The organism is Rhodococcus sp. UNC363MFTsu5.1, assembly GCF_000686785.1.
GTDB lineage: Bacteria > Actinomycetota > Actinomycetes > Mycobacteriales > Mycobacteriaceae > Rhodococcus_G > Rhodococcus_G maanshanensis.
Genome location: NZ_JMLO01000036.1, coordinates 1 through 24,413, shown reverse-complemented (window position 1 = coordinate 24,413; position 24,413 = coordinate 1). Strand labels below are relative to the sequence as shown.

Annotated in this window: 22 protein-coding genes; 15 read left to right on the top strand and 7 right to left on the bottom strand. The window is 68.8% G+C overall.

What is annotated here, in order from left to right:
- The 4 genes from BR31_RS0122820 to BR31_RS29785 all read right to left on the bottom strand — a co-directional run bounded on the left by BR31_RS0122820 (position 1) and on the right by BR31_RS29785 (position 4,980).
- Entirely contained in the window at positions 1 to 1,128 is a 1,128-nt protein-coding gene (locus BR31_RS0122820; protein ID WP_027503007.1) for a 3'(2'),5'-bisphosphate nucleotidase CysQ, read from the bottom strand.
- A complete protein-coding gene (gene cysN / locus BR31_RS0122815) occupies positions 1,125 to 2,987 on the bottom strand; it encodes a sulfate adenylyltransferase subunit CysN (protein ID WP_027503006.1) in 1,863 nt (620 codons plus the stop codon). The genes BR31_RS0122820 and cysN overlap by 4 nt, the downstream gene beginning before the upstream one ends.
- Complete coding sequence (gene cysD, locus BR31_RS0122810) at positions 2,987 to 3,913, bottom strand: sulfate adenylyltransferase subunit CysD (RefSeq protein ID WP_027503005.1); 927 nt, start codon at positions 3,911 to 3,913, stop codon at positions 2,987 to 2,989. Before cysD ends, cysN begins: the two co-directional genes overlap by 1 nt.
- A gap of 95 nt (positions 3,914 to 4,008) precedes the next feature.
- A complete protein-coding gene (locus tag BR31_RS29785; protein ID WP_051637673.1) occupies positions 4,009 to 4,980 on the bottom strand; it encodes an IclR family transcriptional regulator in 972 nt (323 codons plus the stop codon).
- A gap of 91 nt (positions 4,981 to 5,071) precedes the next feature.
- Here BR31_RS29785 and BR31_RS0122800 point away from each other — a divergent pair, with 91 nt between their 5' ends.
- From BR31_RS0122800 to BR31_RS0122790, 3 genes are read left to right on the top strand one after another with little or no spacing between them, the layout of a single operon-like run.
- Positions 5,072 to 6,256: a hypothetical protein gene (locus tag BR31_RS0122800; protein WP_027503004.1), complete on the top strand. Its 1,185-nt coding sequence runs from the start codon at positions 5,072 to 5,074 to the stop codon at positions 6,254 to 6,256.
- Between the two features lie 7 nt (positions 6,257 to 6,263).
- The gene (locus BR31_RS0122795; protein WP_027503003.1) at positions 6,264 to 7,046 is read left to right on the top strand and encodes an SDR family oxidoreductase; all 783 of its coding nucleotides are present in this window, start codon (positions 6,264 to 6,266) and stop codon (positions 7,044 to 7,046) included.
- A gap of 45 nt (positions 7,047 to 7,091) precedes the next feature.
- Positions 7,092 to 8,228, top strand: coding sequence for a sulfotransferase family protein (locus BR31_RS0122790; protein ID WP_027503002.1), 1,137 nt, complete (start codon positions 7,092 to 7,094; stop codon positions 8,226 to 8,228).
- A gap of 64 nt (positions 8,229 to 8,292) precedes the next feature.
- On the opposite strand, the gene BR31_RS29780 is transcribed toward BR31_RS0122790, so the two are convergent.
- The gene (locus BR31_RS29780) at positions 8,293 to 8,784 is read right to left on the bottom strand and encodes a MarR family winged helix-turn-helix transcriptional regulator (RefSeq protein ID WP_051637672.1); all 492 of its coding nucleotides are present in this window, start codon (positions 8,782 to 8,784) and stop codon (positions 8,293 to 8,295) included.
- Between the two features lie 108 nt (positions 8,785 to 8,892).
- Between BR31_RS29780 and BR31_RS0122780 the strand changes: the two genes are divergently transcribed.
- Positions 8,893 to 9,243 (top strand): rhodanese-like domain-containing protein, encoded by a 351-nt coding sequence (locus tag BR31_RS0122780; RefSeq protein ID WP_027503001.1) that lies wholly within the window; start codon positions 8,893 to 8,895, stop codon positions 9,241 to 9,243.
- A gap of 24 nt (positions 9,244 to 9,267) precedes the next feature.
- Here the strand turns inward: BR31_RS0122780 and BR31_RS29775 are convergent, their stop codons facing one another.
- Complete coding sequence (locus BR31_RS29775) at positions 9,268 to 9,816, bottom strand: arsenate reductase/protein-tyrosine-phosphatase family protein (protein WP_081830643.1); 549 nt, start codon at positions 9,814 to 9,816, stop codon at positions 9,268 to 9,270.
- Positions 9,817 to 9,962: 146 nt separating this feature from the next.
- Positions 9,963 to 12,059, bottom strand: a complete 2,097-nt coding sequence (locus tag BR31_RS0122770; protein WP_027503000.1) for a membrane dipeptidase — start codon at positions 12,057 to 12,059, stop codon at positions 9,963 to 9,965.
- 754 nt (positions 12,060 to 12,813) lie between these two features.
- On the opposite strand from BR31_RS0122770, the gene BR31_RS0122765 reads away from it, so the two are divergent.
- The 11 genes from BR31_RS0122765 to BR31_RS0122715 form a co-directional block, all read left to right on the top strand.
- Positions 12,814 to 14,052, top strand: coding sequence for an ATP-grasp domain-containing protein (locus BR31_RS0122765; protein WP_231496676.1), 1,239 nt, complete (start codon positions 12,814 to 12,816; stop codon positions 14,050 to 14,052).
- Positions 14,049 to 14,897 carry a hypothetical protein gene (locus tag BR31_RS0122760; protein ID WP_027502998.1) on the top strand — a complete coding sequence of 283 codons (849 nt, stop codon included), beginning with the start codon at positions 14,049 to 14,051 and terminating at the stop codon, positions 14,895 to 14,897. The genes BR31_RS0122765 and BR31_RS0122760 overlap by 4 nt, the downstream gene beginning before the upstream one ends.
- Positions 14,894 to 15,967 (top strand): PLP-dependent cysteine synthase family protein, encoded by a 1,074-nt coding sequence (locus BR31_RS0122755; protein ID WP_027502997.1) that lies wholly within the window; start codon positions 14,894 to 14,896, stop codon positions 15,965 to 15,967. The genes BR31_RS0122760 and BR31_RS0122755 overlap by 4 nt, the downstream gene beginning before the upstream one ends.
- On the top strand, positions 15,964 to 16,992 hold the full coding sequence (locus BR31_RS0122750) for a dipeptide epimerase (protein ID WP_027502996.1): 1,029 nt from the start codon (positions 15,964 to 15,966) through the stop codon (positions 16,990 to 16,992). Before BR31_RS0122755 ends, BR31_RS0122750 begins: the two co-directional genes overlap by 4 nt.
- A complete protein-coding gene (locus tag BR31_RS0122745; protein ID WP_027502995.1) occupies positions 16,989 to 18,245 on the top strand; it encodes an MFS transporter in 1,257 nt (418 codons plus the stop codon). The genes BR31_RS0122750 and BR31_RS0122745 overlap by 4 nt, the downstream gene beginning before the upstream one ends.
- Complete coding sequence (locus BR31_RS0122740) at positions 18,242 to 19,078, top strand: class I SAM-dependent methyltransferase (RefSeq protein WP_027502994.1); 837 nt, start codon at positions 18,242 to 18,244, stop codon at positions 19,076 to 19,078. The genes BR31_RS0122745 and BR31_RS0122740 overlap by 4 nt, the downstream gene beginning before the upstream one ends.
- 47 nt (positions 19,079 to 19,125) lie before the next feature.
- Positions 19,126 to 20,715 carry an ABC transporter substrate-binding protein gene (locus tag BR31_RS0122735; RefSeq protein ID WP_027502993.1) on the top strand — a complete coding sequence of 530 codons (1,590 nt, stop codon included), beginning with the start codon at positions 19,126 to 19,128 and terminating at the stop codon, positions 20,713 to 20,715.
- A complete protein-coding gene (locus tag BR31_RS0122730) occupies positions 20,703 to 21,662 on the top strand; it encodes an ABC transporter permease (RefSeq protein WP_231496675.1) in 960 nt (319 codons plus the stop codon). The genes BR31_RS0122735 and BR31_RS0122730 overlap by 13 nt, the downstream gene beginning before the upstream one ends.
- The gene (locus tag BR31_RS0122725; RefSeq protein WP_027502991.1) at positions 21,659 to 22,468 is read left to right on the top strand and encodes an ABC transporter permease; all 810 of its coding nucleotides are present in this window, start codon (positions 21,659 to 21,661) and stop codon (positions 22,466 to 22,468) included. Before BR31_RS0122730 ends, BR31_RS0122725 begins: the two co-directional genes overlap by 4 nt.
- Positions 22,465 to 23,943, top strand: coding sequence for an ABC transporter ATP-binding protein (locus tag BR31_RS0122720; RefSeq protein ID WP_037177901.1), 1,479 nt, complete (start codon positions 22,465 to 22,467; stop codon positions 23,941 to 23,943). The genes BR31_RS0122725 and BR31_RS0122720 overlap by 4 nt, the downstream gene beginning before the upstream one ends.
- 122 nt (positions 23,944 to 24,065) lie before the next feature.
- A partial coding sequence (locus tag BR31_RS0122715) for an MspA family porin (protein WP_037177913.1) occupies positions 24,066 to 24,413 on the top strand: 348 nt, incomplete at its 3' end.

Sequence of the window (24,413 nt, the reverse complement as noted above, 5' to 3'; positions counted from 1 at the left end):
TCACCCGGCCGCTGCGTGCGGCTCGATGATCGCCAGGATCGACTCGATCTCGCCGCCCGGCACCGCGAAATGCTCGGTGATGGCGACGCTGATGACGTGCTCGCCCGCACCCATGTCGAGCAGGAACCGCGCGACCACGTTCGGACCCCACTCCCGGAACTCGAGATCCCGGATTCCGGTGATCGGCTTGTACTGCTCGCCGTGCTCCAGCTCGGCGATGATCTCCGGCCCGGAATCGCCCGTCCGCTGGCCGTTCTCGACCCGGAAGCAGTCCGCCGACAGCCGTACCTTGCTCGCGTCGTGGCTGACCAGGGAGGCCAGGTACTCGCGCGCCATCGCCACCCGTGGGCTGTCGGCGGGCGCGCCGGTCAGTTCGGCGATCCCGTCGAGCAGCGGCCGGGCTAGTTCTGGCCTGCAGATGACGAGGTCGGGCAGGTAGGGGTGCGCCTCGTTGTAGATCAGCGGTGTCCCGTCGATCCGCGAGCAGTGCAGGCCCGCGGCCTGTGCCACCCCGACGGGCGCCGCCGAATCCCACTCCCACTGGCCGCCGGCGTGCACGTAGGCATCGGCCTCGCCGCGCAGCACCGCCATCGCCTTGGCACCGGCCGAGCCCATCGGCGCGACATCGGCGCCGATCCGCTCGGCCAGCGCCCCGATGAACTCGGGTGGGCGACTGTCGCTGACCAGGATTCGCGGGCGTTCCCGCCCGGCCGGATCCGCTGGTCCGGCCGACCCGCTCACATAGACCTCACCAAGCGCGGGCTGGGCGACGGCGGCCGCCGTGATCCCAACGCCGCGTTCCCACAGCGCGATGTGCACCGCCCAGTCCGGACGTCCCGGCAACCCGTACTCCCGCGAGCCGTCAAGCGGGTCGATGATCCACACCCGCGGATTGTCGAGGCGGGCACGGTCATCCGCGGACTCCTCGGACAGCACGGCGTCGGCGGGACGCTGTTCCCCGAGCAGCCCCAGCAGCAGCGTGTTCGCCTCCTTGTCGCCCCTGCGCCCGAGCTCACGCGCCTGCGTCTTCTCGAGCGGGGTCTCGCCCAGCTCGTGGTTCCTCAGCTCCAGGAGGAGTTCGCCCGCACGGGTGGCCAGTTCGCCTGCGAGCGCGGCATCGGTAGTCATCGGTTCAGATACTCCATGATCGTGGCGGCCTGTGCGACGGGATCGCCGTCCTCGGGTCGCAGCACCAGTTCGGCGTTCGTCGGCGCCTCGTACGGATCGTCGACGCCGGTGAAGCCGGTGATCTCACCCGCCCTCGCCTTGGCGTACATGCCCTTCGGGTCGCGGGCCTCGCACACCTCGACGGGGGTGTCGATGAACACCTCGATGAACGGCAGGCCTGCCGCGATGTGCTGGGCCCGCACCCGATCCCGGTCCTCCCGGTAGGGACTGATCAGCGAGGCGACCGCGACCATCCCGGCGTCGGCGAGCAGTTGGGCGACCTCACCGACGCGTCGGACGTTCTCGGCCCGGTCCGCGGCGCCGAACCCGAGGTCGGAATTGAGCCCGTGCCGCAGATTGTCCCCGTCCAGCCGGTAGGCGGGCACGCCGGAGGCCACCAGTCGTCGCTCGAGTTCGACGGCGACCGTGGACTTCCCGGACGCGGACAGCCCGGTCAGCCACACCGTCGCGCCCTTGGTGGCACGCTCGGCCCTGGAGACCGACGCGGCGTGCCAGACGACCTTCGACTCCTTGAGCGTCGGCCCGAGGATCATGCCTGCCGCGACGGTGTTGCCGGTGGACTCGTCGACCAGGATGAAGCTGCCGGTCACCCGGCTGCGCCGGTACGGGTCGAACAGCAACGGCTGCTGGGTCTTGAGCTGGATCCGGCCGATCTCGTTCAGCGACAACGACTGCGCGGATTCGTCCCGGTGCAGGGTGTTGACGTCGAGCCGGTAGTCGAGCCGGACCACCTGGGCCCGGGTCGACTTGGTGGTGTGCAGCAGTGTGTACCGGGTGTTCTCGGAGAGCGAGGACTGCTCGGTGAGCCAACACACCATCGCGTCGATCTCCTGGCCGACCTGCGGGCGGTTGTTCGGCCGGCAGAGCACGTCGCCTCGGCTGACGTCCAGGTTGTCGGCGAGCGAGATGGTCACCGCGGACGGCGCGAACGCCTCCTCGATCACCGTGCCGCCTGGGCCGAAGATGGCCTCGATCGTCGAGGTGAAGCCCGACGGCAGCGCGACGACCTCGTCGCCCGGCTTGAACACGCCGCTGGCGACGGTGCCCGCGTAGCCGCGGAAATCGTGCAGCTCGGCGTCGGTCTGGCGCTGCGGCCGGATCACGTACTGCACCGGGAACCGCGCGTCGATGAGGTTGCGGTCCGAGGCGATGTGCACGTCCTCGAGGTGATGCAGCAGCGACGAGCCCTCGTACCAGGGCATGTTCTCGGTCCTGGTGACGATGTTGTCGCCCTTGAGCGCGGAGACCGGGATGAACGTCAGGTCGTGCACGTCGAGCTTGATCGCGAACTGCCGGAACTCCTCCTTGATCTCCTCGAAGCGCTCCTGCGACCAGTCCACCAGGTCCATCTTGTTCACGCACAGCACCAGGTGCGGGATCCCGAGCAGGGTGGACAGGAAGGCATGCCTGCGGGTCTGCTCCAGCACGCCCTTGCGCGCGTCGACCAGGATCAGCGCGAGGTCCGCAGTGGAGGCCCCGGTGACCATGTTGCGGGTGTACTGCTCGTGACCCGGGGTGTCGGCGATGATGAACTTGCGGTGCGGGGTGGCGAAGTACCGGTGCGCGACATCGATGGTGATCCCCTGTTCCCGCTCGGCGCGCAGCCCGTCGGTGAGCAACGCGAGGTTCGCGTACTCGTCGCCGCGTTCGCGGCTGCTGCGCTCGACCGCCTCGAGCTGATCCTCGAAGATCGACTTGGAGTCGTAGAGCAGCCGCCCGATCAGCGTCGACTTCCCGTCGTCGACGCTGCCCGCGGTGGCGACGCGGAGCAGCTGCAGGGCGTGGTGGGACTGCGACATCAGAAGTACCCCTCCTTCTTGCGATCTTCCATCCCGGCCTCGGAGATCCGGTCGTCGGCGCGGGTGGCCCCACGCTCGGTGATGCGACTGGCCGCCACCTCGGTGACGACGGCGGCCGCTGTGGCCGCCGAGGACTCCACGCAGCCGGTGCAGGTGGCGTCGCCGACGGTCCGGAACCGGACGAGCTCCTCGTACGGCTCCTCGCCCGGGAGCAGCGTCAGGAACCTGGTGTGCGCCAGCAACATCCCATCGCGCGGCACCACCTGGCGGCGGTGTGCGTAATAGATGGCGGGCAGCTCGATCTCCTCCTCGAGGATGTACTGCCAGATGTCGAGTTCGGTCCAGTTCGACAGCGGGAACACCCGGATGTGCTCGCCCTTGCGGTGCCTGCCGTTGTAGAGGTTCCACAGCTCGGGTCGTTGCGCGCGCGGATCCCACTGCCCGAACTCGTCGCGGAAGCTGAACACCCGCTCCTTCGCACGAGCCTTCTCCTCGTCGCGGCGGGCCCCACCGAAGACCGCGTCGAACTCGTTGTCGCGGATGCCGCGCAACAGCGCGGCGGTCTGCAGCCGGTTGCGGCTGGCCCGCGGCCCCTGCTCCTCGGCGACGCGGCCCGCGTCGATGTCGTCCTGCACCCGCGCGACCACGAGGCGGAGGCCGAACTCCTCGACCACGCGGTCCCGGAACTCGATCACCTCGTCGAAGTTGTGACCGGTGTCCACGTGCATCACCGCGAACGGCAGCGGCGCGGGCCAGAACGCCTTGGCGGCGACGTGCAGCATCACCACCGAGTCCTTGCCTCCGGAGAACAGCAGGACGGGGCGCTCGAAGGTGGCGGCCACCTCACGGAAGATGTGCACCGCCTCCGCCTCGAGCGCGCCCAGGTGGGACAGCTCGTAGGCGGGTGGGGCATGTCGGGTTGTCATGTGCGGCTCCTCGACTGATCGGGGTCCGAGCCATCGGTACATTTTTGTACCGGGGCGGTTCGAATTTGAAGTCTGAGCCGACAATAGAACGCGTTCTAGATCGGGTCAATCCCTCCGCCGATCGACGACGGACCCGGATCTGCGCGCCGGTCCGGCCACCGCCCGCCCACCTCCGCCGTCACCGCGTCGGCCGCGGCGGCGAGGGCCTTCCCGCGGCGTTCGACCTCGGCGCCGCTGATCGACGAGCCCACGTCCAGGGTCAGGACCAGCGACTGATGCCCGTCGGCGTCGTAGGCGGGCGCGGCGATCAGGCTCACCGGATACTCGGCGTCGGCGGCCAACTCACGCCCCAGGTACACCCGCTCCCCCAGGCTCGAGACCATCTCGCCGAGCAGCTCGCGGATCTCGGACGGCAGGTCGTGCCCGGCGACGCCCTGCATGAGCGAGAAGAGCCTGCGCCCCATCGGGGTCAACCGCTCGACGAGGTAGCCCGCGTCCCGGCAGTCCTCGACGACCTCACGCAACAGGTCGCGGTCGAGCACCACCGGCAGCGTCGGTTCGCGACGCAGCCACGCCTCCAGGTCGTGGTCGGCGCTCCACAGCACGTACATGAGACCAACCGGGGGCGCGAACGGGTACGCCTGACCCACCTTGACGGCGGTCCGCCCGCCCTTCATGCCGGACGGAGTGGCCACCTCGAGGATCATGATCCGGTCGCCCACCACCGCGGACGCCGTGCAGACCGACCCGAACTCGGCGGCGAGCCGGTCGAGGTGGGTGCGCGCGATCGGGCCGACCGCGAAGCCACGCTGCGCCGCCCGCCCTGCCGCGATCAGCGCGGGGCCGAGCCCGTAGGTCTTCGACGCCGGATCGCGGGTGAGATAGCCGCCGGAGACCAGCGCGGAGAGGATCCCGAGGCAGGTCGGCTTGCTGATCGAGAGTGCGCGGGCGAGCTCGGAAAGGCCGAACCGCTGATCCTGGCGGGCCACCAGGTAGTCGAGCACCTGCACCACCCGCTCGGTCGGGGGCGATCGGCGCCCGGCGACGGTGTCCTGCTCTTCAGCCATTGACCACTCCTTAGAACACGTTCTATTGTCGGACCATCACCGGTCTACCACCTAGGTACATATTTGTACCACTTGAACGCGAGGAGCGGGAGTGCTGACAGAACCCCTGGCCGAGGCCATCGCCGAGGCCGAGAAGCTGGTCGAGGCCGCCCCACACATCCGGTCCGAACAGGACCTGCTCGAGGGATACCAGTACCTCGCGGGCGGCATCCTGGCCACCGTGCACGCCGCATGGGCCACCGAGAAGACGCACCCCACCTTCATCCAGGGCACCGGCCCGTACATGAAGATGGGCCTCGACAACCCGGACACCTTGTACTTCGGCGCCCGGGTCAACGACGATGCCGAGTACGTCGTCACCGGAACCCGTGGGACCACCTGCGATCTCAGCTTCCAGGTGCTCAGCGGCAACTACACCGACTCCAACGTTCCCGGCAGCGACGCCGCGTTCGACGACCGCGACATCGACATCGACGCCGACGGCCACTTCGAGGTCCGGTTCGGGCCCGCGGGAGGCGCCTGGGCCGAGAATGCGGCCGGGTGTCGCAACCACTTCACGCTCGCGCCGGGCGCGTCGCAGCTGGTGGTGCGCGAGGTCTACAGCGACTGGTCCCAGCGACGCGGCACCGTCCGGATCGAACGGGTGGACCGCCGCGGCGTCCCGTTCGACGCCCTGACGCCCGAGGAGACGGCCAAGCGGTACGCCCGCGCCGGCAAGGCCCTGGTGAGCAGGGTCAAGACGTGGCTGCAGTTCCCCGAGTGGTTCTACCTCAAGCTGCCGGTGAACACGATGACCTCGCCGCGGCTGACGCCGGGCGGCCTGGCGACGCAGTTCTCCTCGGTCGGGCACTACGAGCTCGCCGACGACCAGGCGATGATCATCACCGTCCCGAAATCCGATGCGCCGTACCAGGGTTTCCAGCTCGGCAGCATGTGGTACATCTCGCTCGACTACACCGGGCACCAGACCTCACTGAACAACACCCAGGCCCAGGCGGACCCGGACGGCATGATCCGCATGGTGGTCTCGCAGCGCAATCCCGGCGTCACCAACTGGATCGAGACCGTCGGTCACCCTCGGGGCATCCTGCAGTTCCGCTGGCAGCGCACCTCCCGGGAGTTCACCCCGGCCGACGGCCCCACCGTCGAGGTCGTCGGCATCGACGAGGTGGCCGCGAAACTTCCCTTCCACGAACAGAACAAGATCACGCCGGAGGACTGGACCGCCCGCATCGCGGCGCGTCAGGCCGCCGTCGCCGACCGGATGTTGGGGTAGTACGACCATGACAAATCTCTTGCAGGACAAAGTCGTTGTGATCTCGGGTGTCGGACCCGCACTCGGCCGCACCCTCGCGCTGCAGGCCGCAGCCGCCGGGGCCGACCTGGTGCTGGCCGCCCGCACCCAGTCCCGGCTCGACGAGGTCGCCAAGGAGGTCACCGACCTCGGCAGGCGCGCGGTGACGGTGTCCACCGACATCACCGACCAAGCCTCGGCCGAGAACCTGGTCGCCGCCAGCGTCGAGGCCTTCGGCCGGGTGGACGTGCTGGTGAACAACGCGTTCTCGATTCCGTCGATGAAGCCGCTCGCCCGCACCGACTACCAGCACATCCGCGACAGCATCGAGCTGACCGTGCTCGGGGCGCTGCGGCTGACCCAGCTGTTCACCCCCGCCCTCGAGGAGAGCAAGGGCGCGGTGGTGAACATCAACTCCATGGTGCTGCGCCACTCCCAGGAGCGCTACGGCAGCTACAAGATGGCCAAGGCCGCCCTCCTGGCGATGTCGCAGTCGCTCGCCACCGAGCTGGGCCCCAAGGGAATCCGGATCAACTCGGTAGCGCCCGGCTACATCTGGGGCGACACCCTCAAGCAGTACTTCGAGCACCAGGCGAAGAAGTTCGGGATCACCGTCGAGCAGATCTACGAGCACACCGCGGCGGCCACCGACCTCAAGCGGCTGCCGGAGACGGAGGAGATCGCCGACGCGGTGATCTTCCTGGCCTCCTCGATGGCCAGCGCCATCACCGGCCAGTGCCTCGATGTCAACTGCGGCGAGTTCCACCACTAGGAGTGCGGCCCGCGGAACGACCGGACAACACAGAGAAGGCACCACATGACTGAACGCACCACCGTCGGCACCGTCGAGGACCTGCACGCCTCCGCCACCCGAATGACCGGCATGACCGATTTCGGCACCGACGACTACACCGAGGCGCTCGGCGTCCTGCTCGACTCCTACGCAAGCGACGAGGACCTGACGCCGTTCGGCAGCAAGATCTCTCGGGTCTTCCTGCGCGGCGCCCTGGTCGCGCGACTGCTCAGCGAGGCTGCGTGGAAGCAGCACCCCGAGCACGCCGACGTGCCGATCGAGCGGCCGATCTTCGTGACCGGACTGCCTCGCACCGGCACCACCGCGCTGCACCGGCTGCTCACCGTCGATCCCGCCCACCAGGGCCTGGAGATGTGGCTGACCGAGATGCCGCAGCCACGTCCGCCGCGCGAGAGCTGGGAGTCGAACCCGGTCTTCCAGGGCATCGAGGCCCAGTTCAGCAAGCACCACATCGAGCACCCCGAGTTCATGGGCGTGCACTACATGTCGGCGGGCGAGGTCGAGGAGTGCTGGCAGCTGCTGCGCCAGACCTTCAAGTCGGTGTCCTACGAGTGCCTGGCCAACCTGCCGACCTACTCGAAGTGGCTCGAGGGGCAGGACTGGACCAATGCCTATGCGCGACACAAGAAGAACCTGCAGTTGATCGGCCTGCCGGATCAGGACCGCCGGTGGGTGCTGAAGAACCCGAGCCACCTGTTCGCGCTCGACGAACTGCTCGCGGTGTATCCGGACGCGCTGATCATCCAGACCCACCGGCCGCCTACCACGATCATCCCGTCCGTGTGCAGCCTGGCCGAGCAGGCCACCGACGGCTGGTCGAACAAGTTCAAGGGCGAGGTGATCGGGCGCAGCCAGCTCGAGCTGTGGGCACGCGGCCTCGAGCAGTTCAACGCCGCACGGGCCAAACACGATCCGGCCCAGTTCATCGACGTCGAGTACCAGGACTTCGTCGCCGACCCGCTCGGCATCGTGGAGGGGATCTACTCCCGCTTCGACATCCCGCTGACCACACAGGCACAGCAGGCCATGGAGGCGATGCACGAGGAGAGCCGGTCCGGCGACCGGCGGCCCGCACACAAGTACACCCTCGAGGAGTTCGGGCTCACCGCCGCCGAGGTCGAGGAGCGCTTCGGCGCCTGACCGGACCGGCGGTCGCGGCGTCCACCGGTGACGCCGCGACCGCCGGCTCGGACCTCGCCGACGGTCAGGCCGGCCGGGATCCCGCCCGGTCGCCGCCGTCGTCGGCCGGCTCGAGCACCCTCTGCAACGCCGCCGTGATCGCGGCGAGTTCCTCGTCGGCCAGCCGCTCCGCGAAGCGCTCCGCGATGCCACGCAAGTAGATCGGCGCGGCCTCCCGGTATCGGCGCCTGCCCGCATCGGTGATCGTCACGAAGGCCGACCGGCGATCGTCGGGGTTCGCGCCCCGCTGCACGAGCCCGTGGGTCTCCATCTCGGCGACCAGGCGGCTGACCCGGGTGCGACTGAGCACCACACGCTCCCCGAGATCGCTCATGCGCAGCGGGGTGTCGCCCGCTCCCGAGAGCTCGAGCAGCACGTCGTACCAGGCCAGCGGCAAGCCCGTCGTGCGCTTCAGGTCACCGTCGAGCTCGGGAACCAGCTGCGCATGGACCTGCAGGAGCGCGCCCCACGCGCTCGTCTCCAGGTGACGCCTCCTGGAATTCCGTGTCGCTGCCACCGGGGCAGTCTAACCGGATCCACCCCATCAGTTGCGTGCGTACGCACATTGATATTAAATGTGCGTACGCACGCACATGAGTGCGGCGACCCGATGGAAGGTGACACGATGACCGAGCTGATCACGCGCGACGAACTGGCCGCCGCGCTCCGCACCGACTCCGTGGTGCTCCTCGACACGCTCCCCGCCGATTACTACGACAAGGCACACATCCGCGGCGCGCTGAACCTCGTCGAGGCCGACGTGGAATCGATGGCACCGCAAGTCCTTCCGGACCGAGACGCGGCAATCGTGACCTACTGCGCGAACATCTCGTGCCGCAACAGCGAGATCGTGGCCGACCGACTGCGCGCGCTCGGGTACACGAATGTGCGCAAGTACCGGGAGGGCATCGCGGACTGGGAGTCCGCCGGCCTGCCGATCGACGGCTCGAGCACCAGGGAGCGCGTCACCGGGTGACCAGATGCCAGGCGACCCCGCCCGTCACGCGACCTCGGACCACCCGCCGGCGTGCAGGGCGGGGATCACCTGCAGCAGTGCCTCCGCGATCTCCTCCCCCACCCGCTCGAACGCTTCTCGGCGCAAACCCACCGGATCGCTGATCGACTCGCCACCGGGCCGGACGTTGTCGCGACCCGCGGCCATCTCGCGGACGGTCCTGGCCCCGGTCAGCCACACGATGCGGTGCGCCTCCGGCAGCGTGAAGGTCCGAGGCGCGGCCTCCGGCACCAGCCGCACCACCTCGTCGCGCACGGACTCCGACATCGCCAGCACGAGGTCGGCCCGTTCGATCAGCTCGGTCCGCAACCGACGGGCGACGAAACCCGACGGATCGCCACCGAGCCCGCGGACCACCTCGGCCGCGACCGGTTCCATCGGGAACCCGACCAGCGCCCTCGTCCCCGCGCTCTCCGCGCTGAGCGTCCTCGCACCCGGCGCGGCCGGTCCCAGTTCCGCGGCAATGGCGACCGCGAGGCGCTCGGCGATCGCCGAGCGGCACACGTTGCCGTTGCAGACGAACAAGACGTGCATGGCCGGACTGTATCGACGCCGGTCGACCCCCGCGAGCCGGGAACTCGCGCCACGGGGGCAGATCGCCGGATGTTCATTGCACGTACCCGAGGGGTTCATCGCCGCGTTCACTCGCATGGAGCGAGCAGTCCGCGGCTTCGGGTCGCCTACTTGGCGACCCGCTCCCACATCTGCAGGTAGGCCTCGGCGCCGCGGCTCATGTCGTCGATGATCTGGTCACCGTCGTCGCCTGCCGCGTTCCGCATGTCCGCGATCCAGTCCGGGATCAGTCCGTAGTGCGCGACGCCGTCCTTGTTCAGATCGAAGACCCGTTCGCCGGTGCGCTGGCGGTCCATCGTCGTGCCGCCGTCGAAGGTCTTGTACGGATACTGCAGCGGCTTGGTGTCGGCGTCCTCGCGGGGCGGGGCCTGCGGCGCGAACCCGCCGGTGTCGGCTCCGAAGCCGAAACCGAAGTAGTACTTGTCGCTGCGGTCGGCTCGGGCTTGCCGCCAGGCGTCGATGAAGTTCCCGTGGTCATCGCCGTCCTCCGAGTGACCGCCCAGTCCGGACGCGTAGCCGGCGACGAAGCCACCGAGTGCGTAGATCCGCTTGTGGTTCAGCGGGTCGGTCCAGCTGTGGGTGGAGACCACGCCGGAGTACTTGGCCTCCTCGAGGATGCGCAGGGCGTCCTCGGCGGTCTTGGCGCTCATGTGGTCGATGTCGACGATCATGCCGCGCGCCATCATGCCGCGGACCATGTGCTCGCCCAGCTTCGTCAGGCCACGGGTGTTGCACATCGGCCCGGACGGGTAGACCGGCATGGCGCTGCCGGTCGGCAGCGCCGCGAGCACCTCGGCCGAACCCTCGGCGACGGGAATCAGCGGCTGATCGTGCTCGGGGCCCTTGCACGGCTCGACCTCCCAGAACCTGCCGGTGCCTAGGAAGTTGCCCACGTTCACGGCGACGCCCGTGGTGCCGGCGTCGAACCGGGTACCACCGAACGCATTGTCGAACTTGTGGGTGACGTACATCTGCCGTACGCCCAGGGCATACACCTCGTCCAGGCCCCGATCGATGTCGGCCTCGTTGCACTGCGGCACGCCGTCGCGGAGCCCGCAGCCGAACGGCTCGGAGGTCTCGATGCCGATCGTCACCGCCAGCTTGCCCTCGCCGATCACCTTGCGAACGTCCGCTGGGTTGCTGACGATACGGAACCAGCCGCGGCCGGGGCCGCCGTACTGGGCGTCGATGTAGTCCTGCATCTCGTGCACCTGCTTGGCCTGCGCCCTGATGGTGTCCATGTCGTTGCAGGAGCGATTCTTGTACGGGTACAGGTCGCAGAGCACCCGGTTGTTCACCAGCAGGTCGTTGAACATGCGGAGTCCGCCGCGCCATGCCCGTTCGATCCACTTGTAGTAAGTCTGCTCGTGGGTGAGCGAGTCGTGGGCGGGCCAATTCTTGAAGGTCGGCCAGCCGGTGGTGTCGCGCCCATCGAGGGGTGAGCCGCCCGAGAGGATGCTCTCGAGCAGCGCCGACGTCTTGCTGGCACCCTGGTCGGGGCAGTCACGCAGCGCGACCGAAACGCCCTGCGGGTCGAAGGGCTTGCCGCAGTGCACCTGGCCGCCGATGAACAGGTTGGAGTTGAGGTGGACGTGCGCGTCGATGAACCCGCGCACCTCACCGTTCGGGCCGGTGCCGGACAGCGGCGTGCCGGTGGCGTTCACCTCGGCATCGGGGAAGTCGGCGCAGCCCGACGTGGGAACGACCCTGAACCGGCCTCCCAGGGGGTTGGTCCCCGGATCGGTCAGCCCCAGGCCGGTGCCGTCGGCAGTGAGCTGGCCGCCGTTGTCCGTCGCGGTGATCGCGTAGGTGCCGTCGGTGTGCGTCAGCGTCCAGTCGGTGGTCGGCAGCGCGTCGCGCGTCGCGACGATTGCACGCTTATCGTCGTGGGCGAGCATGTCGCCACCCTTGCCGTAGAACATGAACCGGCCCAGCTGCGCGGCGTGCATCCGGAACCCCTCGGCCGCGGCAAGGTCGGCGCCGTCCACCCGGTAGCCGCCGCCGTCGCGGCGCACGAACGTGCCGGATTGCTCGGACTTGACCGCGTAGCAGCCGTTCACCAAACCGAACACCGGGTTGTCGCCGAGCGAGGCCGGCGCGGGGGTGGCCTGCGAGGCCGCGATCCCGGTGCCGCCGACGATCAGTGCCATCGCGGCGCAAAGCGCCTGGGTGAGCCGGCGAAGGTGCGCGCCGTGTTGTGTCATGTGATGTGCACTCCCGATCAGCGTGATGTGTGACTTATGGCGTGTGGCAGATCGCCTCGGACGATCGCCATTGGGTTGACCGAGCAGCGGGTCGATCCACGACCCTCCACGGACATGCAGTTTGCGCCGAGCGGGCAACCGGCCCGTATGGGGAAATGGCCGCATGCCTATCGAGTTGGCGAGCCGGCGGAATCCGACCTCGAATCTCGAGCTGCACCTCCGCGGCGCGGGTCTCCGATCCGACCGGTGTGGACCATCAGTACCCACTGGCAGCCGCGGTCCCGAGCCGTTCTCTCTGCCTGTTGCGATCCAATACCGTCCCGAACGTGGGCGCTCCGGGAGGGTGTGGGTTCGCCGTGTGCGATGAAACCATAGAGCGCTCCGACTCAGAAGTTAAACACTTCGATCCCGCCGATTGACATGACTTTCGTTGTCAATTAGCGACCCGGTGGCGCGACCACCCCAGTCGGCGACGACGTCCGCGCACTCGCCCCACGCTTCGAGCGCGCGCACCCGCACACCATCCGTCCAGGACTTCACAACGCCAGATGGCCGCACAGGCCACCCGGAGGACGCGCCCGAGAACCGGATTTGCCAAGGAGAGGGCAACTCGGCGCGAGCAGGTTTGATCCAGCTCTTGATATTGATAACGATTCTCATTACTGTTCGCGTTCTGAATCCGAGGAAAGACGGGGAGTCACGGGTGCCACACCTACTGCTAGTGGAGAGCTGGGTCGGTGCGATGGGAACGCTGATGCCAAGGGCGGTAAACGAACTCGGTGCCGAGTTCACGTTCTTGACCAGGAACCCTGAGCACTACCCACAGCGCACGCCCGACGGCTCACCGCATCCGCTTCGACTCGGCCGCGCCGTAATCACCGCCGAGACCAACGACCCGGCCGCCGCACTCGACGCCGCGCGACGAATCCACGCCGACAACCCGATCCATGGAGTCCTCACGAGCTGCGACTACTACCTCCCGACCGCAGCGAGGATCGCCGATGCCCTTGGGCTTCCCGGCCCTACCCCGGAAGCGGTCGAGTCCGCCTGCAACAAGGCGCTGACCCGAGCGGCGTTGGACCGCGTCGGCCTACCCGGACCGCGCCACGCGACCGCGCCGGCCGATGACGCGACCCGACTTCGCGAAGCGGCAGAGATCGTGGGCTTCCCACTGGTGGTCAAGCCAACGGACTTGTGCGCCGGAATGTTCGTGCAGCGCGCCGACGATTGGGCCGCGCTCGAAACCGCAGCCCGGGACCTGCGTCGATTCGCCGTCAATGCGCGCGGACAACGACGGGATCCCGCGGTGTTGCTCGAAGAGTTCCTCGATGGACCTGAGTTCAGCGTCGAGAGCTGGATTCGACACGGCGCGATCCACACGGTCGGGGTGACCGACAAGAGCCTCGGCGGCGCAACAGGTTTCGTGGAGACCGGGCACATGTTCCCCGCCGCCGTCGAGGAGACAGTGCGCGCCCAGTTGGTGGCGACCGCGGAGACCGCGCTCTGCGCGGTCGGGCTCGATCACGGCGTGGTGCACACCGAACTGCGGCTCACCGCGGCCGGACCGCGCATCATCGAGATCAACCCTCGGCCGGCCGGCAACCAGATCACCGAATTGATCAGGCACGTCACCGGCATCGACTTGCCGACAGTCGCGGTCGAGCTCGCGCTGGGCCACACACCCCACCACCTGGCGTCCCCACCGGCCCGGCAGGCCACCCAGCGGCCACAGAGTGCGGCGGTGTGCATGTTGGTACCAACCGAGGAGGGCATCCTCACCAGCATTGACGGCACGGCGGCGTTCGCCGATCACCCAGCGGTGGTGTCCTCGTCGTTCAAGGCCGCGGGGCACAAAACGACTGTGGGAGTGGACAACAACAGCTACCTGGGTTCCGTGATCACCGTCTCGCCCGATCGGGCCGGTGCCCGGCCCCTCGCGGAGGACCTGCTGGCGTCGATCTCCCTCACCTACGGCAAGGAGTTCACCCCGTGACCACCACCGCACAGATCGGTACCGCGAAGTCGGGGCCCGTCACCGCGCTCCTCGACCGCTACCGCAGCGATCCCGACCTGATGCCCCCGGTCGACGACACGGTCTCGGTGGCATTCACCACCTCACAATGCGTGCGGCACAACGGGCGTAGCGGCGGCTACCACAATCACGTGATCAGCCTGCGGGTGGGCACGACGACGGGATCGTGTGCCGTCGAGCCCGGATCGATCGACCCAGAAGTGGTCCACGCTTGCGCGGGAAGGCCGGTCATCGAGCTACTGCACCACGACGAGCTGGCCGTTCGGGTCGCCGCGCTCGACGCCTACCTCGCGCACCTGCGCCCGCACCCGTTCGATGCCCGCGCAGTAGCCGTCCAGGTGGACGCCGGCGATTCACTGCAGCGCTCACTGACCCGGGCCAGGGCAGTGACGGGGCTGATCGACACACCTCCTGGCGGCCGGGTGCTGGTGATCGGGGTGGTCAACTCCTTGCTCGTGTGCCTGCGTGAGCGCGGCCTGCGGTACGTGCCGTGCGACCTGCAGGGCGGTACCACCGAGTGGGGTGAGCCGATCGTCACCGACTTCGCCGATGGACTCGACGGCTCTGATGCGGTGCTGGCCAGCGGAATGATGCTCGGCAACGGCACCCTCGACCCGCTGCTCGAACTGGTGGCGGCGAGCGGACGACCAGTGCCGGTCACGCTGTTTGCGCAGAGCGGGGCCGCGGTGGCCCGGGAGCTGCTCGGGCGCGGCGTCGATGCCCTCTCGGCAGAGCCGTACCCGTTCTTCTGGCTGACCGGCGACACCAGCGCGATCTATCTGTACCGGGCGGCGTGTCCGCGATGACCGTCTTCGAACCGCTCGAGCGTGTCGGACACAGCCCGCTCGTGCGCATCACCACCCCGGTGCCGCAGCCCCATCCCGGCTACTTCGCGAAGATCGAGTCACTGGGGATCGGCGGACTCAAGGCGCGCTCAGCGCAGTCGATGCTGGCAGGCGCACGCCGGCGTGGAGAGCTGCGCGACGGCGCCCGGATCGTCGAATCCACCAGCGGCACGTTGGGCGTGGGCCTGGCATACGTTGCCCAAGCACTGGGGCACCCGATAACGCTGGTGGTGGACAGCGAACTCGAGCCGGCGATGCGGAATCTGTTGCGGGCCTTGGGGGCCACCTTGGTGGTCGTGGATGAACCCCATCCCGAGGGTGGGTGGCAGCAGGCCCGACTCGACGCCCTGCACCGCATCCTGGCGGGCGACGACGCGTATTGGCCCAACCAATACGACAATCCGGACAACGCCGCGGGTTATCACGCCCTCGCCGATGAGATCGTCAGCGGATTCGCCGCCGCGGGCATCGAGCGGGCCGAGGTGCTGGTGTGCAGCGTGGGAACGGGAGGTCACAGCAGCGGAATCGGGCACCGGCTGCGACAACTGTGGCCGGACCTGCGAATCATCGGCGTAGATGCACTCGGATCGAGAATCTTCGGTCAACCCGCCACCGCCCGCGTCATGCGTGGACTGGGCAGCAGCATGCACCCACGCAATGTCCGCTACGACCTGTTCGACGAGGTCCACTGGGTCGGCCCGAACGAGGCCGTCCACGCCTGCCGCGGTTTGGCACGCGGCGGGTTCCACACCGGCGGGTGGTCGACCGGTGCGGCCGCGACCGTCGCCGGCTGGGCGGCCGCCCGGTGGCCGGGCAGCGTGATCACGATCTTCCCGGACGGCCCGGATCGTTACCTGCGCACCATCTTCGACGACGACTGGTGCCACCGCAGAGGCCTACTCGAGCCGCCGCACACGCAGCCGCACGAAATCGACGACTGCGAAGACCCCACCGGGTGCTGGACCCGGTGTGAATCGGTGCGCTCGCCGATCGGAAGCGTCACTGCCAGGACGGAGGCGACAGCGAGATGAAACTGACCTGGAATACGCACACCCTCCGGTTGACTCGCCCGTTCCGGATCAGCCGCGGCGTGATGTCCGCGCGCGAGGCGGTCACGGTGACCGTGACCGACACAGACTCCGACGTCGTCGGCCGTGGCGAGGTCGTCACCTCGGTGTACGCCGAACTGGACCGCGACCGAATCGAGGCACAGCTGCGGATGGTCCGTGACCGGTGCGCGGACGTGGACACCGGCCCGGAGTCGGCTCTCGCGGATGTGCATCCCGCGGTCGCTGCCGCACTGTGGTCCGCGATTGCCGAGCACCGCGCTCGTACGGCCGAGATGTCGGTCGCGGCGCATCTCGGACTGCCGCTGCCGACCGAGGTTCCCATCTCCCGCACCGTCGGCATCGGGTCACCCCACGAGATGGCCGCCGTGGCCACCGGCCTGGCCGAAAGCGGAATCCGGTTGCTCAAGGTCAAGACGGACGCCGACACGGCCGATTCGGTCAGGCGGCTGGCGGCGGTGACCGAAGCCGCTCCAGGGGCTGATCTGATCGTCGATCCGAACGAGTCCTGGACCGCCGCGACCGCGCTGCGGGTACTCCACGAGACCAGAGGACTGCCGTTGGTGGCGCTCGAACAACCGCTGGCGACCTGTGACCGCGACGGAACCCGGGAGTTGCGCAGCCGCACGGACATTCCGGTGATCGCGGACGAAGCCATCCACACGCTGGCCGACCTGGACGCGCTCGCCGGCCTCGCGGATGCCGTGAACGTCAAACTCTCGAAGTGCGGCGGCGTCTATCACGCCCACGAGATCGCCACCGCGGCCCGCGAACGCGGGATGGACGTCATGCTCGGCTGCCTGGTGAGCAGCTCGCTTGGTATCGCTCCCGCTGTGCATCTGGCCTCGCTGGCGCGGTGGTGCGACCTGGACGGGCACCTGCTGCTCGCATGGGATCCGTGGACCGGGCTGGGCGGTGAGGACGGGGTGTTGCGCCCAAGAGACGCCATCGGCCTCGGCGTGCACCCCCGCGCAGGAGGCGATCGGTGACCGAGACTCCCTCGGGCCCGGGGACACTTGCCCTGCTCCGCAGCTTCCCGCGGTCCGTCCAACTGCTCGTGCTCAACCAGTGCGGGGTCAACACCGGCTTCTACATGCTGGTGCCCTACCTGTCGATGCATCTGACCGGAAACCTCGGCCTGACCCTCACGGTCACCGGCCTCGTCCTCGGCGTCCGCACCCTCAGCCAACAGGGACTGTTCCTGATCGGCGGCACCGCCGCCGATCGGCTGGGACCCCATCGGGTCATCATCGCGGGCTGCGCGCTGCGATCGGTGGGCTTCGCGGTCTTCGCCTTCGGCACCAGCGTGCCGCTGCTGCTGCTCGCGTCCGCCCTCTCGGGACTGGCGGGGGCACTGTTCAATCCGGCGGTCCGCTCCTACATCGCGGTCGCCGAACCGACGCGGCGCGCGGAAGCGTTCGCGATGTTCAACGTCTTCGCGCAGGCGGGTGCACTGTCCGGGCCACTGATCGGCAGCGCCCTGCTCGCGGTGGATTTCCGCACCGTCGCCATCGCAGCGGCGGCGGTCTTCGCCGCCCTCACCCTGGCGCAACTGCGGTTCCTGCCCGCCCACGCCGTCGAACCCTCCACGACGACGGTGCTCCGCGGCTGGGGGGTGGTGCTGGCCAACCGCCGATTCGTGTTGTTCACCGTCGCCATGCTCGGCATGTTCGTCCTGCAGACCCAGATGTATCTGGTGTACCCGGCGCTGGCCGGGCGGATCACCGGCTGGCCGGGTGCGGTCGCGGTCCTCTTCCTGAGCACCACCATCTTCAGCCTGCTGTTCCAAGTGCGGCTGACCCGCTGGTTCGATGCCCGTACCAGTCGCGGCGCCGCGATCACCACAGGGTTGGCCCTGATGGGTGGCGCGTTCGCACTGCTGCTGCCCGTCCTGTGGACCGAACCCGGGCACACCGCCGGACAGGTGGCGCTCGCGATGGCGCCGCTGGTGGTCTCGGCCCTGATCCTCGAGTCCGGGATCATGATCGCCCAGCCATTTGTGATGGAACTGATTCCGGCGTATGGAGATTCCCGTATGTCGGGCACCCTGTTCGGGATGTTCTACCTGGTGTCCGGCATCGCGGCGGCAGGGGGCAACGCCTTGATCGGCTACGGCATCGAGCTGGGCAACGGGTGGCCCGGCGCCGTGGTGTGCATCGCACTCGCCGTGGGCTCCGCGGCCGGCATCTGGTTGCTGCAGCGCCGGGGCCTGCTCGCCGATCCCGCCGGGGTGAAGGCATGACGACTGCCGAGTCCCGGAACCTGCTGACCGACAACCCCGCACTGTACGAGGCGCGGTTTCCCGACCCCGACCACACCGCCGGCAGGTTCATCGACGATGTCCTCCAGGCGCACCTTCCGGACGCGACCGCGGGCTCGCGGACCGGGCCCGCCGCGGTGCTGGACCTCGGGTGCGGGACGGGCCGCGACCTGGGCTACCTGGCCCAACTCGGGTACCGCTGCCACGGACTCGACCAGTCCCCCGCGATGGTCGACTACGCACAGCAACGCTATCCAGGCGTGAGCGCGGCGGTGGGCGACCTGCGGGACTTCGAGATCGGCCAGCGGTTCGACGCGGTCATCTGTCTGGACAGCTCACTGCTGTACTGCCACACCGACACCGAGCTGGAATCGTGCCTGCGCTGCACCCGCGCCCATCTACGTCCCGGAGGCCTGCTGATCGCGGAGATGCGCAACGGCGCCTTCTTCCTCGGCAACACAGAACTGCTCGACGGCCTCTCCCACTCGTCCTTTCAATGGCAGGGCAGCACCTGGCGGGCGGAGACCGCCCTCTCGATCGACCACGCCGCCCAATTGCTGCGCCGCCGCCGTCGCTGGCGCCTCCCCGACACCACCGACGAACTCGTCCAGACCTCCGCGTGGCGGCTCCTGTTCCCGCTGGAGCTGACCGGCCACCTGCGCCGCGCCGGCTTCGCGGTGCGGGCGATGTTCGACACCCCTGGCCCCCGCACCGACGACGGCTGGCCAACCGGCACCGGACGAGCCGCCCTCGCCGACCTCGGCGAGAGCCCGATGTCCGGGGACCGACTGCACGTCGTTGCCCAGGCGATCTGACCAGCGCCCACCAGTTGCGCGCCCTTACCTCTCAAGGAGAAACCCCGATGAATCCGCTCCACCGATCGATCCAGTCCCCACTGCCGGCCCTGACACGACGGTCCTTCCTCGGCCTCGGCGCCGCCGCCACCGGAGCCGTGCTGCTCGGTGCCTGCAGCTCGGGCGAGACCGCAACCTCCGCCACCGCAACCGCCACGGCCGCTCCGCGAGACGGCGGCCGGCTGCGCGCGGTGTTCGCCGGCGGCGGCGCACAGGAGGTACTCGACCCGCACAAGGCCAACCTATACGCCGACGTCGCCCGCTCGAACGCCGTATTCGACAAGCTCGTCGAATACGGCGACGATCTCGGGCCGGTGCCGCGGCTCGCCACCGCCTGGCGACCCAACGGAGACGCCACCGCCTGGACGGTGGAGCTGCGCCCGGCGGTGTTCCACGACGGCAGGCCGGTGAGGGCCGCGGACGTGCTGTACTCCTACCAGCGCATCGTCGATCCGAAGAACGCCTTGCGCCCGCGGGCCTCCCTCGAGGTGATCGACATCGCCCGGTCCCGTCAAATCGACGACCGCACCATCGAATTCGTGTGTTCCCGGCCCTGCGGAGACCTGGCGAACGTGCTGGCGGCCTTCGGCGCCTACATCATTCCCGAGGGAACCACCGACTTCAGCCACCCGATCGGGTCCGGGCCGTTCACCTTCGTCTCGTTCGAGCCGGGCCGGTCCTTCGTCGCCGCACGGTTCGGTGACTACTGGGACGGTGCCCCGCACATCGATCAGCTCGAAATCCTCACCGCCCCGGACGAGACGGCCCGGGTCAACGCCCTGCTCGGCGGTCAGGTGGAGTACGCCGACGATCTGAGTGTGACGTCGGCGCGCACCTACGAAACCGATGCGAGGGTGCAGATCCTGCGCTCGCCGCGCAGCGCGATGTCGGGTTTCGCGATGAAGGTGGACCGCCCCCCGTTCGACAACCTGGACCTGCGCCGGGCGATGTTCGCACTGGTCGACCGCGACGAGCTGGTGTCCACCGTGCTCGGCAGCTCGGGGGTGGTCGGCAACGACCTGTTCGGCAAGGACACCAAGTACTACGCCGGTGATCTGCCGCAGCGCCGGGTCGATCTGGACGAGGCGAAGGCGCTGATCCGTAAGGCCGGCGCGCAGAATCTGGCCGTGGAGTTGCAGACCACCGGTGCCACCAACGGATTCGTCGAGGCGGCGAACATCTTCGCCGAGCAGGCCGGCCGCGCCGGACTGAAGGTCGACGTGAAGATCGGTGAAGGGTCGACCTACTGGACACGAACCCTCGACGAGGGGGTGCTGTCGAGCTTCCGCTCCGGTGCCATGCCCATCGAATCGCATACGGCGCAGCGGATGCTGTCGACCTCGTCGAAGAACTACACCCAGTGGCGGCGACCGGATTTCGACGCGCTGTTCGCCACCGCCAGCCAGAGCACGGACGACGGGGTACGCGCCCGCGCGTACCAGCAGATGCAGTCACAGCTGTACAGCGAGGGCGGCCTGCTGGTGTGGGGATTCTCCGACAGCCTGCACGGACTCGCGCCGAAGCTGGCAGGGATGGCGCAGAGCGCTCCCACCAACACCCTGGGGTACGCCCGTTTCGACAAGGCGTGGCTGGCTTGATCCTCGCCCGGTACGCCTGCGGGCGAGTCGCGCTCGGGGTGGCTCAGGTGCTGGGTGTGCTCGGCATCGTCTTCGCGGTGGCCTCGGTGCTGCCAGGGGACGCGGCGGTGGTGATCGCTGCGGACGATGCCGACCCGGAGCGAATTGCGCAGCTGCGCACCTCCCTCGGGCTCGATCGCCCGTTGCTCACCCAGTTCGGCGACTGGCTGAGCGGGCTGCTATGCGGCGATCTGGGCACGTCCGCGCTCTCCGGCCGCCCGGTGACCGACCTGCTGTCCTCTGCGCTGGCGCCCACTCTCACGCTGGCGGCACTCGCGCTGGCGGCGCTTGTTCCGCTGGCGGTCGGATTGGGCGTCGCCGCCGCGGTGCGGCGGGGCGAGCCGATCGACCGGGCGATCTCGGGGATGGCCGTGGCCCTCTACGCGGCACCCGAGTTCGCCCTCGCGATCATCCTGGTCGCTGTGTTCGCGGTGGGGCTGGGATTGTTCGCCCCCACGGCGGTCGGCGCCAGCGGGTCACTTCTGCTGCAGCCGGAACTCTGGGTGTTGCCGGTGGCGGTGCTGGTGATCCGCCCGGTGTGCTCGCTGTCGCGGTTGGTACGCGCGTCGATGATCACCACACTCGACTCCGAGCACGTCCGGCACACGCTGCGCTTGGGTGTGCCGGAGCGTCGAGTGGTGTGGCGGCACGCCCTTCCCGGGTCGCTCACCCCGGCGATCCAGCATCTCGCCCGGGTAGCCGACTGGCTGCTCGGCGGGGTCGTCGTCATCGAAGCGGTGTTCGCCATCGGCGGACTCGGACAAGTCCTGGTCGACGCCATCCGTAGCCGCGACATCCCGCTGCTGATGGGTCTGGTCGCGCTGTTCGGCCTGATCACCGTCATGGTGAACACGATCGCGGACATCATGGCGTACCGGCTCAATCCCACGGCGGGCGAGGCCGCATGAGCACACGCCCACGTTTCCTGCTCGGCGCGGTGCTCACCGCCGTGCCGCTCCTCGTCGCGCTGCTCGGTCCGCTGATAGCCGAGCAGGGTGCCCGCGGTCCCGCCTTCACTCAGGGCGAGAACTGGCTCGCCGGCACCGATTCCGAGGGCCGCGACGTACTGACGCAACTGCTTCTCGGTGGCCGCTCGCTGGTGCTGGTGGCCACAGCAGCGGTCCTGCTGACGTACCTGATCGCGGTGCCGTGGGGGGTCACGGCCGCAACATCACGGCGCCGGGTGATCGACGAGTCGTTGATGCGGCCGCTGGATCTGCTGCTCTCACTGCCCTCGATGCTGCTGCTCCTGCTGGTGGTCGCCCTCACTGAGGCCAACCCATTCGTATTGGCAGCGACGGTGGCGGTGCTGCAGTTCCCGGACTCGGCGCGCCTGATACGGGCATCGGCCCTGCACGCCGCGCACACCCCTGCCATGGAAGCGCTGCGCCTCCAGTGTGAAACCTGGTGGCGCCGAAACCTCGGCTATCTGGGGCGCGCACTGCTCCCGGTTGTCGCCGCCGACGCCGGACTGCGGTTCGTCGGCGCCATCTACCTGGTCGCCTCCGCGAGCTTCCTCGGTCTGACCGCGGACTCCACCGGCACCGACTGGGCGGTGATGATCGACCGCAACCGCAGCGGCATCGCGCTGGTTCCCTGGGGGGTCGTGTTGCCCGCAGTGACGATCATCGCGCTGGCGATGGGCGTGAATCTGCTGTTCGACGCGGGCGCCCGCGCGGCGACGCGAGAATTCTCCCCGAGGAGTTCGAGATGACCGAGACAATGACGGCAACCGTCGCCGAAACCACTCGGCGTAGCGCCATCCGGGTTCGCGGGCTCAGCGCGCGAGCCCCAGGACGGGTCCTCGTCGACAATGTCGATCTCGACATCCACGCAGGCGCGGTCACCGCGATCATCGGCAGCTCCGGCAGCGGAAAGACCACCACAGCGTTGGCCCTGATGGGCGAGCACCGACCCGGGGTGGCATTGTCGATGGACTGCCGCGACGCCGAGGGAGTGCGATTCGGCTATGTGCCACAACAACCCTCCACGGTCCTCAATCCCGCCCTACGCATCGGCACCGTGCTCCGCGACATCGAGCTCGCCGCCCACCGCGCAGGACACCGGGTGTCCGTACCCGACGCACTCTCACGGGCCGGCTTCCCGAGCGACCCGAAGATGCTGCGCCGCTATCCCCATCAACTCTCGGGCGGTCAACAGCAACGCCTGGTCATCGCGCAAACCCTGCTGACGAGCCCGACCTGCCTGATCATGGACGAACCGACCACCGGGCAGGACCCCGCCAACAGGGCGGCCATCCTCCGAGAGATCACCAGGCTGTCGGAACAGGGCCTGACCGTCGTGCTCCTCACCCACGACCTCGAGGCCGTCCACTCGGTCGCCCGCCACGTGATCGTCATGGCCCACGGGCAGGTCATCGAGACCGGTACCACCGGGATGCTGCTGACGACGACGCAGACGCAGACCCGCGCACTGGTCGCGGCGCACTCCCGAACGGGGCGCAAGGACACCACCGACCGCACCACGGCGCGGATCATCGCGCCGACCACCGACCGGGTGACCATGGAGAACATCACCGCAGGGTTCCGCAACACCGCTGTGTTGCAGAACTTCTCGCTCTCGATCAAGCCAGGTGAATGCGTGGCGGTGGTGGGTCCGTCCGGCTGCGGTAAGACCACCGCGGCGCGGGTCCTCGCCGGGCTGCACCCGCCGACCGCGGGCCGCGTCTTCCTCGACGGCCGACCGCTGGCCGGCACGACGCGGCGGCGAACGCGGGAGCAGTCCGCCGCCATCGGATACGTGTTCCAGGACGCCAAAGCCGCCTTCGACCCCTACCGCACCGTGTGGGAACAGATCCTGCGCGGCCCCGTCCGACTCCGCGGCGCCACCGGCAGGGAGGCGGCAGCGGCCGCCCGGACCGCGCTGGAACAGGTGGGACTCGACGAGCAGATCACGCGGGAACGACCCTCCGCGCTCTCAGGCGGCGAGGCGCAACGCGCCGCCATCGCACGCGCCATCGCCGCGGCACCGTCGATGCTGATCTGCGACGAAATGTCCACCGGTCTCGACCCCGTCGCACAACAGCGCGTGCTCGAGATCCTGCAGAGCCTCACCCGAACCCAGGACCTGTCCCTGCTCGTCATCAGCCACGATGCCACCATCGTGAACACGCTCGCGGACGATGTCGTCGACATTGATCGAGGGGCACTTCACAATGTTTATCGATAACGGTTACCATTAACGGGTCGCTGTCCCCGCGCGGCGCCCGGAGTCCACGACCGTGGAGCGCTGTTTGGCCACCACCCAGTCCCCCGTCGGCCGGTCCTCGGCCCTCACCAAAAGGAAAATCCATGAACACCAACAACTCTGGTCCGCGCCGTGGCGCCCGCATCGCAGGCGCAGGCGCCGCCGCGGCGATGGCGATCGGCCTGATGTCCACCGGTGCGGCCCACGCCGACACCTTCGTGCCGCTGCCCGACGGGCAGAAGGCCGGACCGGGAGCGGTCGTCTCCCGCACCGGCGAGAGCGCCCTGATCTCCCCGTCGCTGGCCGCCAACGGTGCCGGCCGCACGGCGTGGGTCTCGGGCACGGTCACCGCCGATGTCACCGGCATCACCAAGGAAGGCGAGGCCGGGCCGTTCAACGGCGCCACCAACGACAAGGGCACCAACAACTCCTCCACGCACGGGATCTCGCGG

Excerpts from the sequence above, each read along its gene's own strand:
- BR31_RS0122820 (WP_027503007.1), bottom strand. The coding sequence starts at position 1,128 with ATGACTACCGATGCCGCGCTCGCAGGCGAACTGGCCACCCGTGCGGGC.
- cysN (WP_027503006.1), bottom strand. The coding sequence starts at position 2,987 with ATGTCGCAGTCCCACCACGCCCTGCAGCTGCTCCGCGTCGCCACCGCG.
- cysD (WP_027503005.1), bottom strand. The coding sequence starts at position 3,913 with ATGACAACCCGACATGCCCCACCCGCCTACGAGCTGTCCCACCTGGGC.
- BR31_RS29785 (WP_051637673.1), bottom strand. The coding sequence starts at position 4,980 with ATGGCTGAAGAGCAGGACACCGTCGCCGGGCGCCGATCGCCCCCGACC.
- BR31_RS0122795 (WP_027503003.1), top strand. The coding sequence starts at position 6,264 with ATGACAAATCTCTTGCAGGACAAAGTCGTTGTGATCTCGGGTGTCGGA.
- BR31_RS0122790 (WP_027503002.1), top strand. The coding sequence starts at position 7,092 with ATGACTGAACGCACCACCGTCGGCACCGTCGAGGACCTGCACGCCTCC.
- BR31_RS0122780 (WP_027503001.1), top strand. The coding sequence starts at position 8,893 with ATGACCGAGCTGATCACGCGCGACGAACTGGCCGCCGCGCTCCGCACC.
- BR31_RS29775 (WP_081830643.1), bottom strand. The coding sequence starts at position 9,816 with ATGCACGTCTTGTTCGTCTGCAACGGCAACGTGTGCCGCTCGGCGATC.
- BR31_RS0122770 (WP_027503000.1), bottom strand. The coding sequence starts at position 12,059 with ATGACACAACACGGCGCGCACCTTCGCCGGCTCACCCAGGCGCTTTGC.
- BR31_RS0122765 (WP_231496676.1), top strand. The coding sequence starts at position 12,814 with ATGCCAAGGGCGGTAAACGAACTCGGTGCCGAGTTCACGTTCTTGACC.
- BR31_RS0122755 (WP_027502997.1), top strand. The coding sequence starts at position 14,894 with ATGACCGTCTTCGAACCGCTCGAGCGTGTCGGACACAGCCCGCTCGTG.
- BR31_RS0122750 (WP_027502996.1), top strand. The coding sequence starts at position 15,964 with ATGAAACTGACCTGGAATACGCACACCCTCCGGTTGACTCGCCCGTTC.
- BR31_RS0122740 (WP_027502994.1), top strand. The coding sequence starts at position 18,242 with ATGACGACTGCCGAGTCCCGGAACCTGCTGACCGACAACCCCGCACTG.
- BR31_RS0122735 (WP_027502993.1), top strand. The coding sequence starts at position 19,126 with ATGAATCCGCTCCACCGATCGATCCAGTCCCCACTGCCGGCCCTGACA.
- BR31_RS0122725 (WP_027502991.1), top strand. The coding sequence starts at position 21,659 with ATGAGCACACGCCCACGTTTCCTGCTCGGCGCGGTGCTCACCGCCGTG.
- BR31_RS0122720 (WP_037177901.1), top strand. The coding sequence starts at position 22,465 with ATGACCGAGACAATGACGGCAACCGTCGCCGAAACCACTCGGCGTAGC.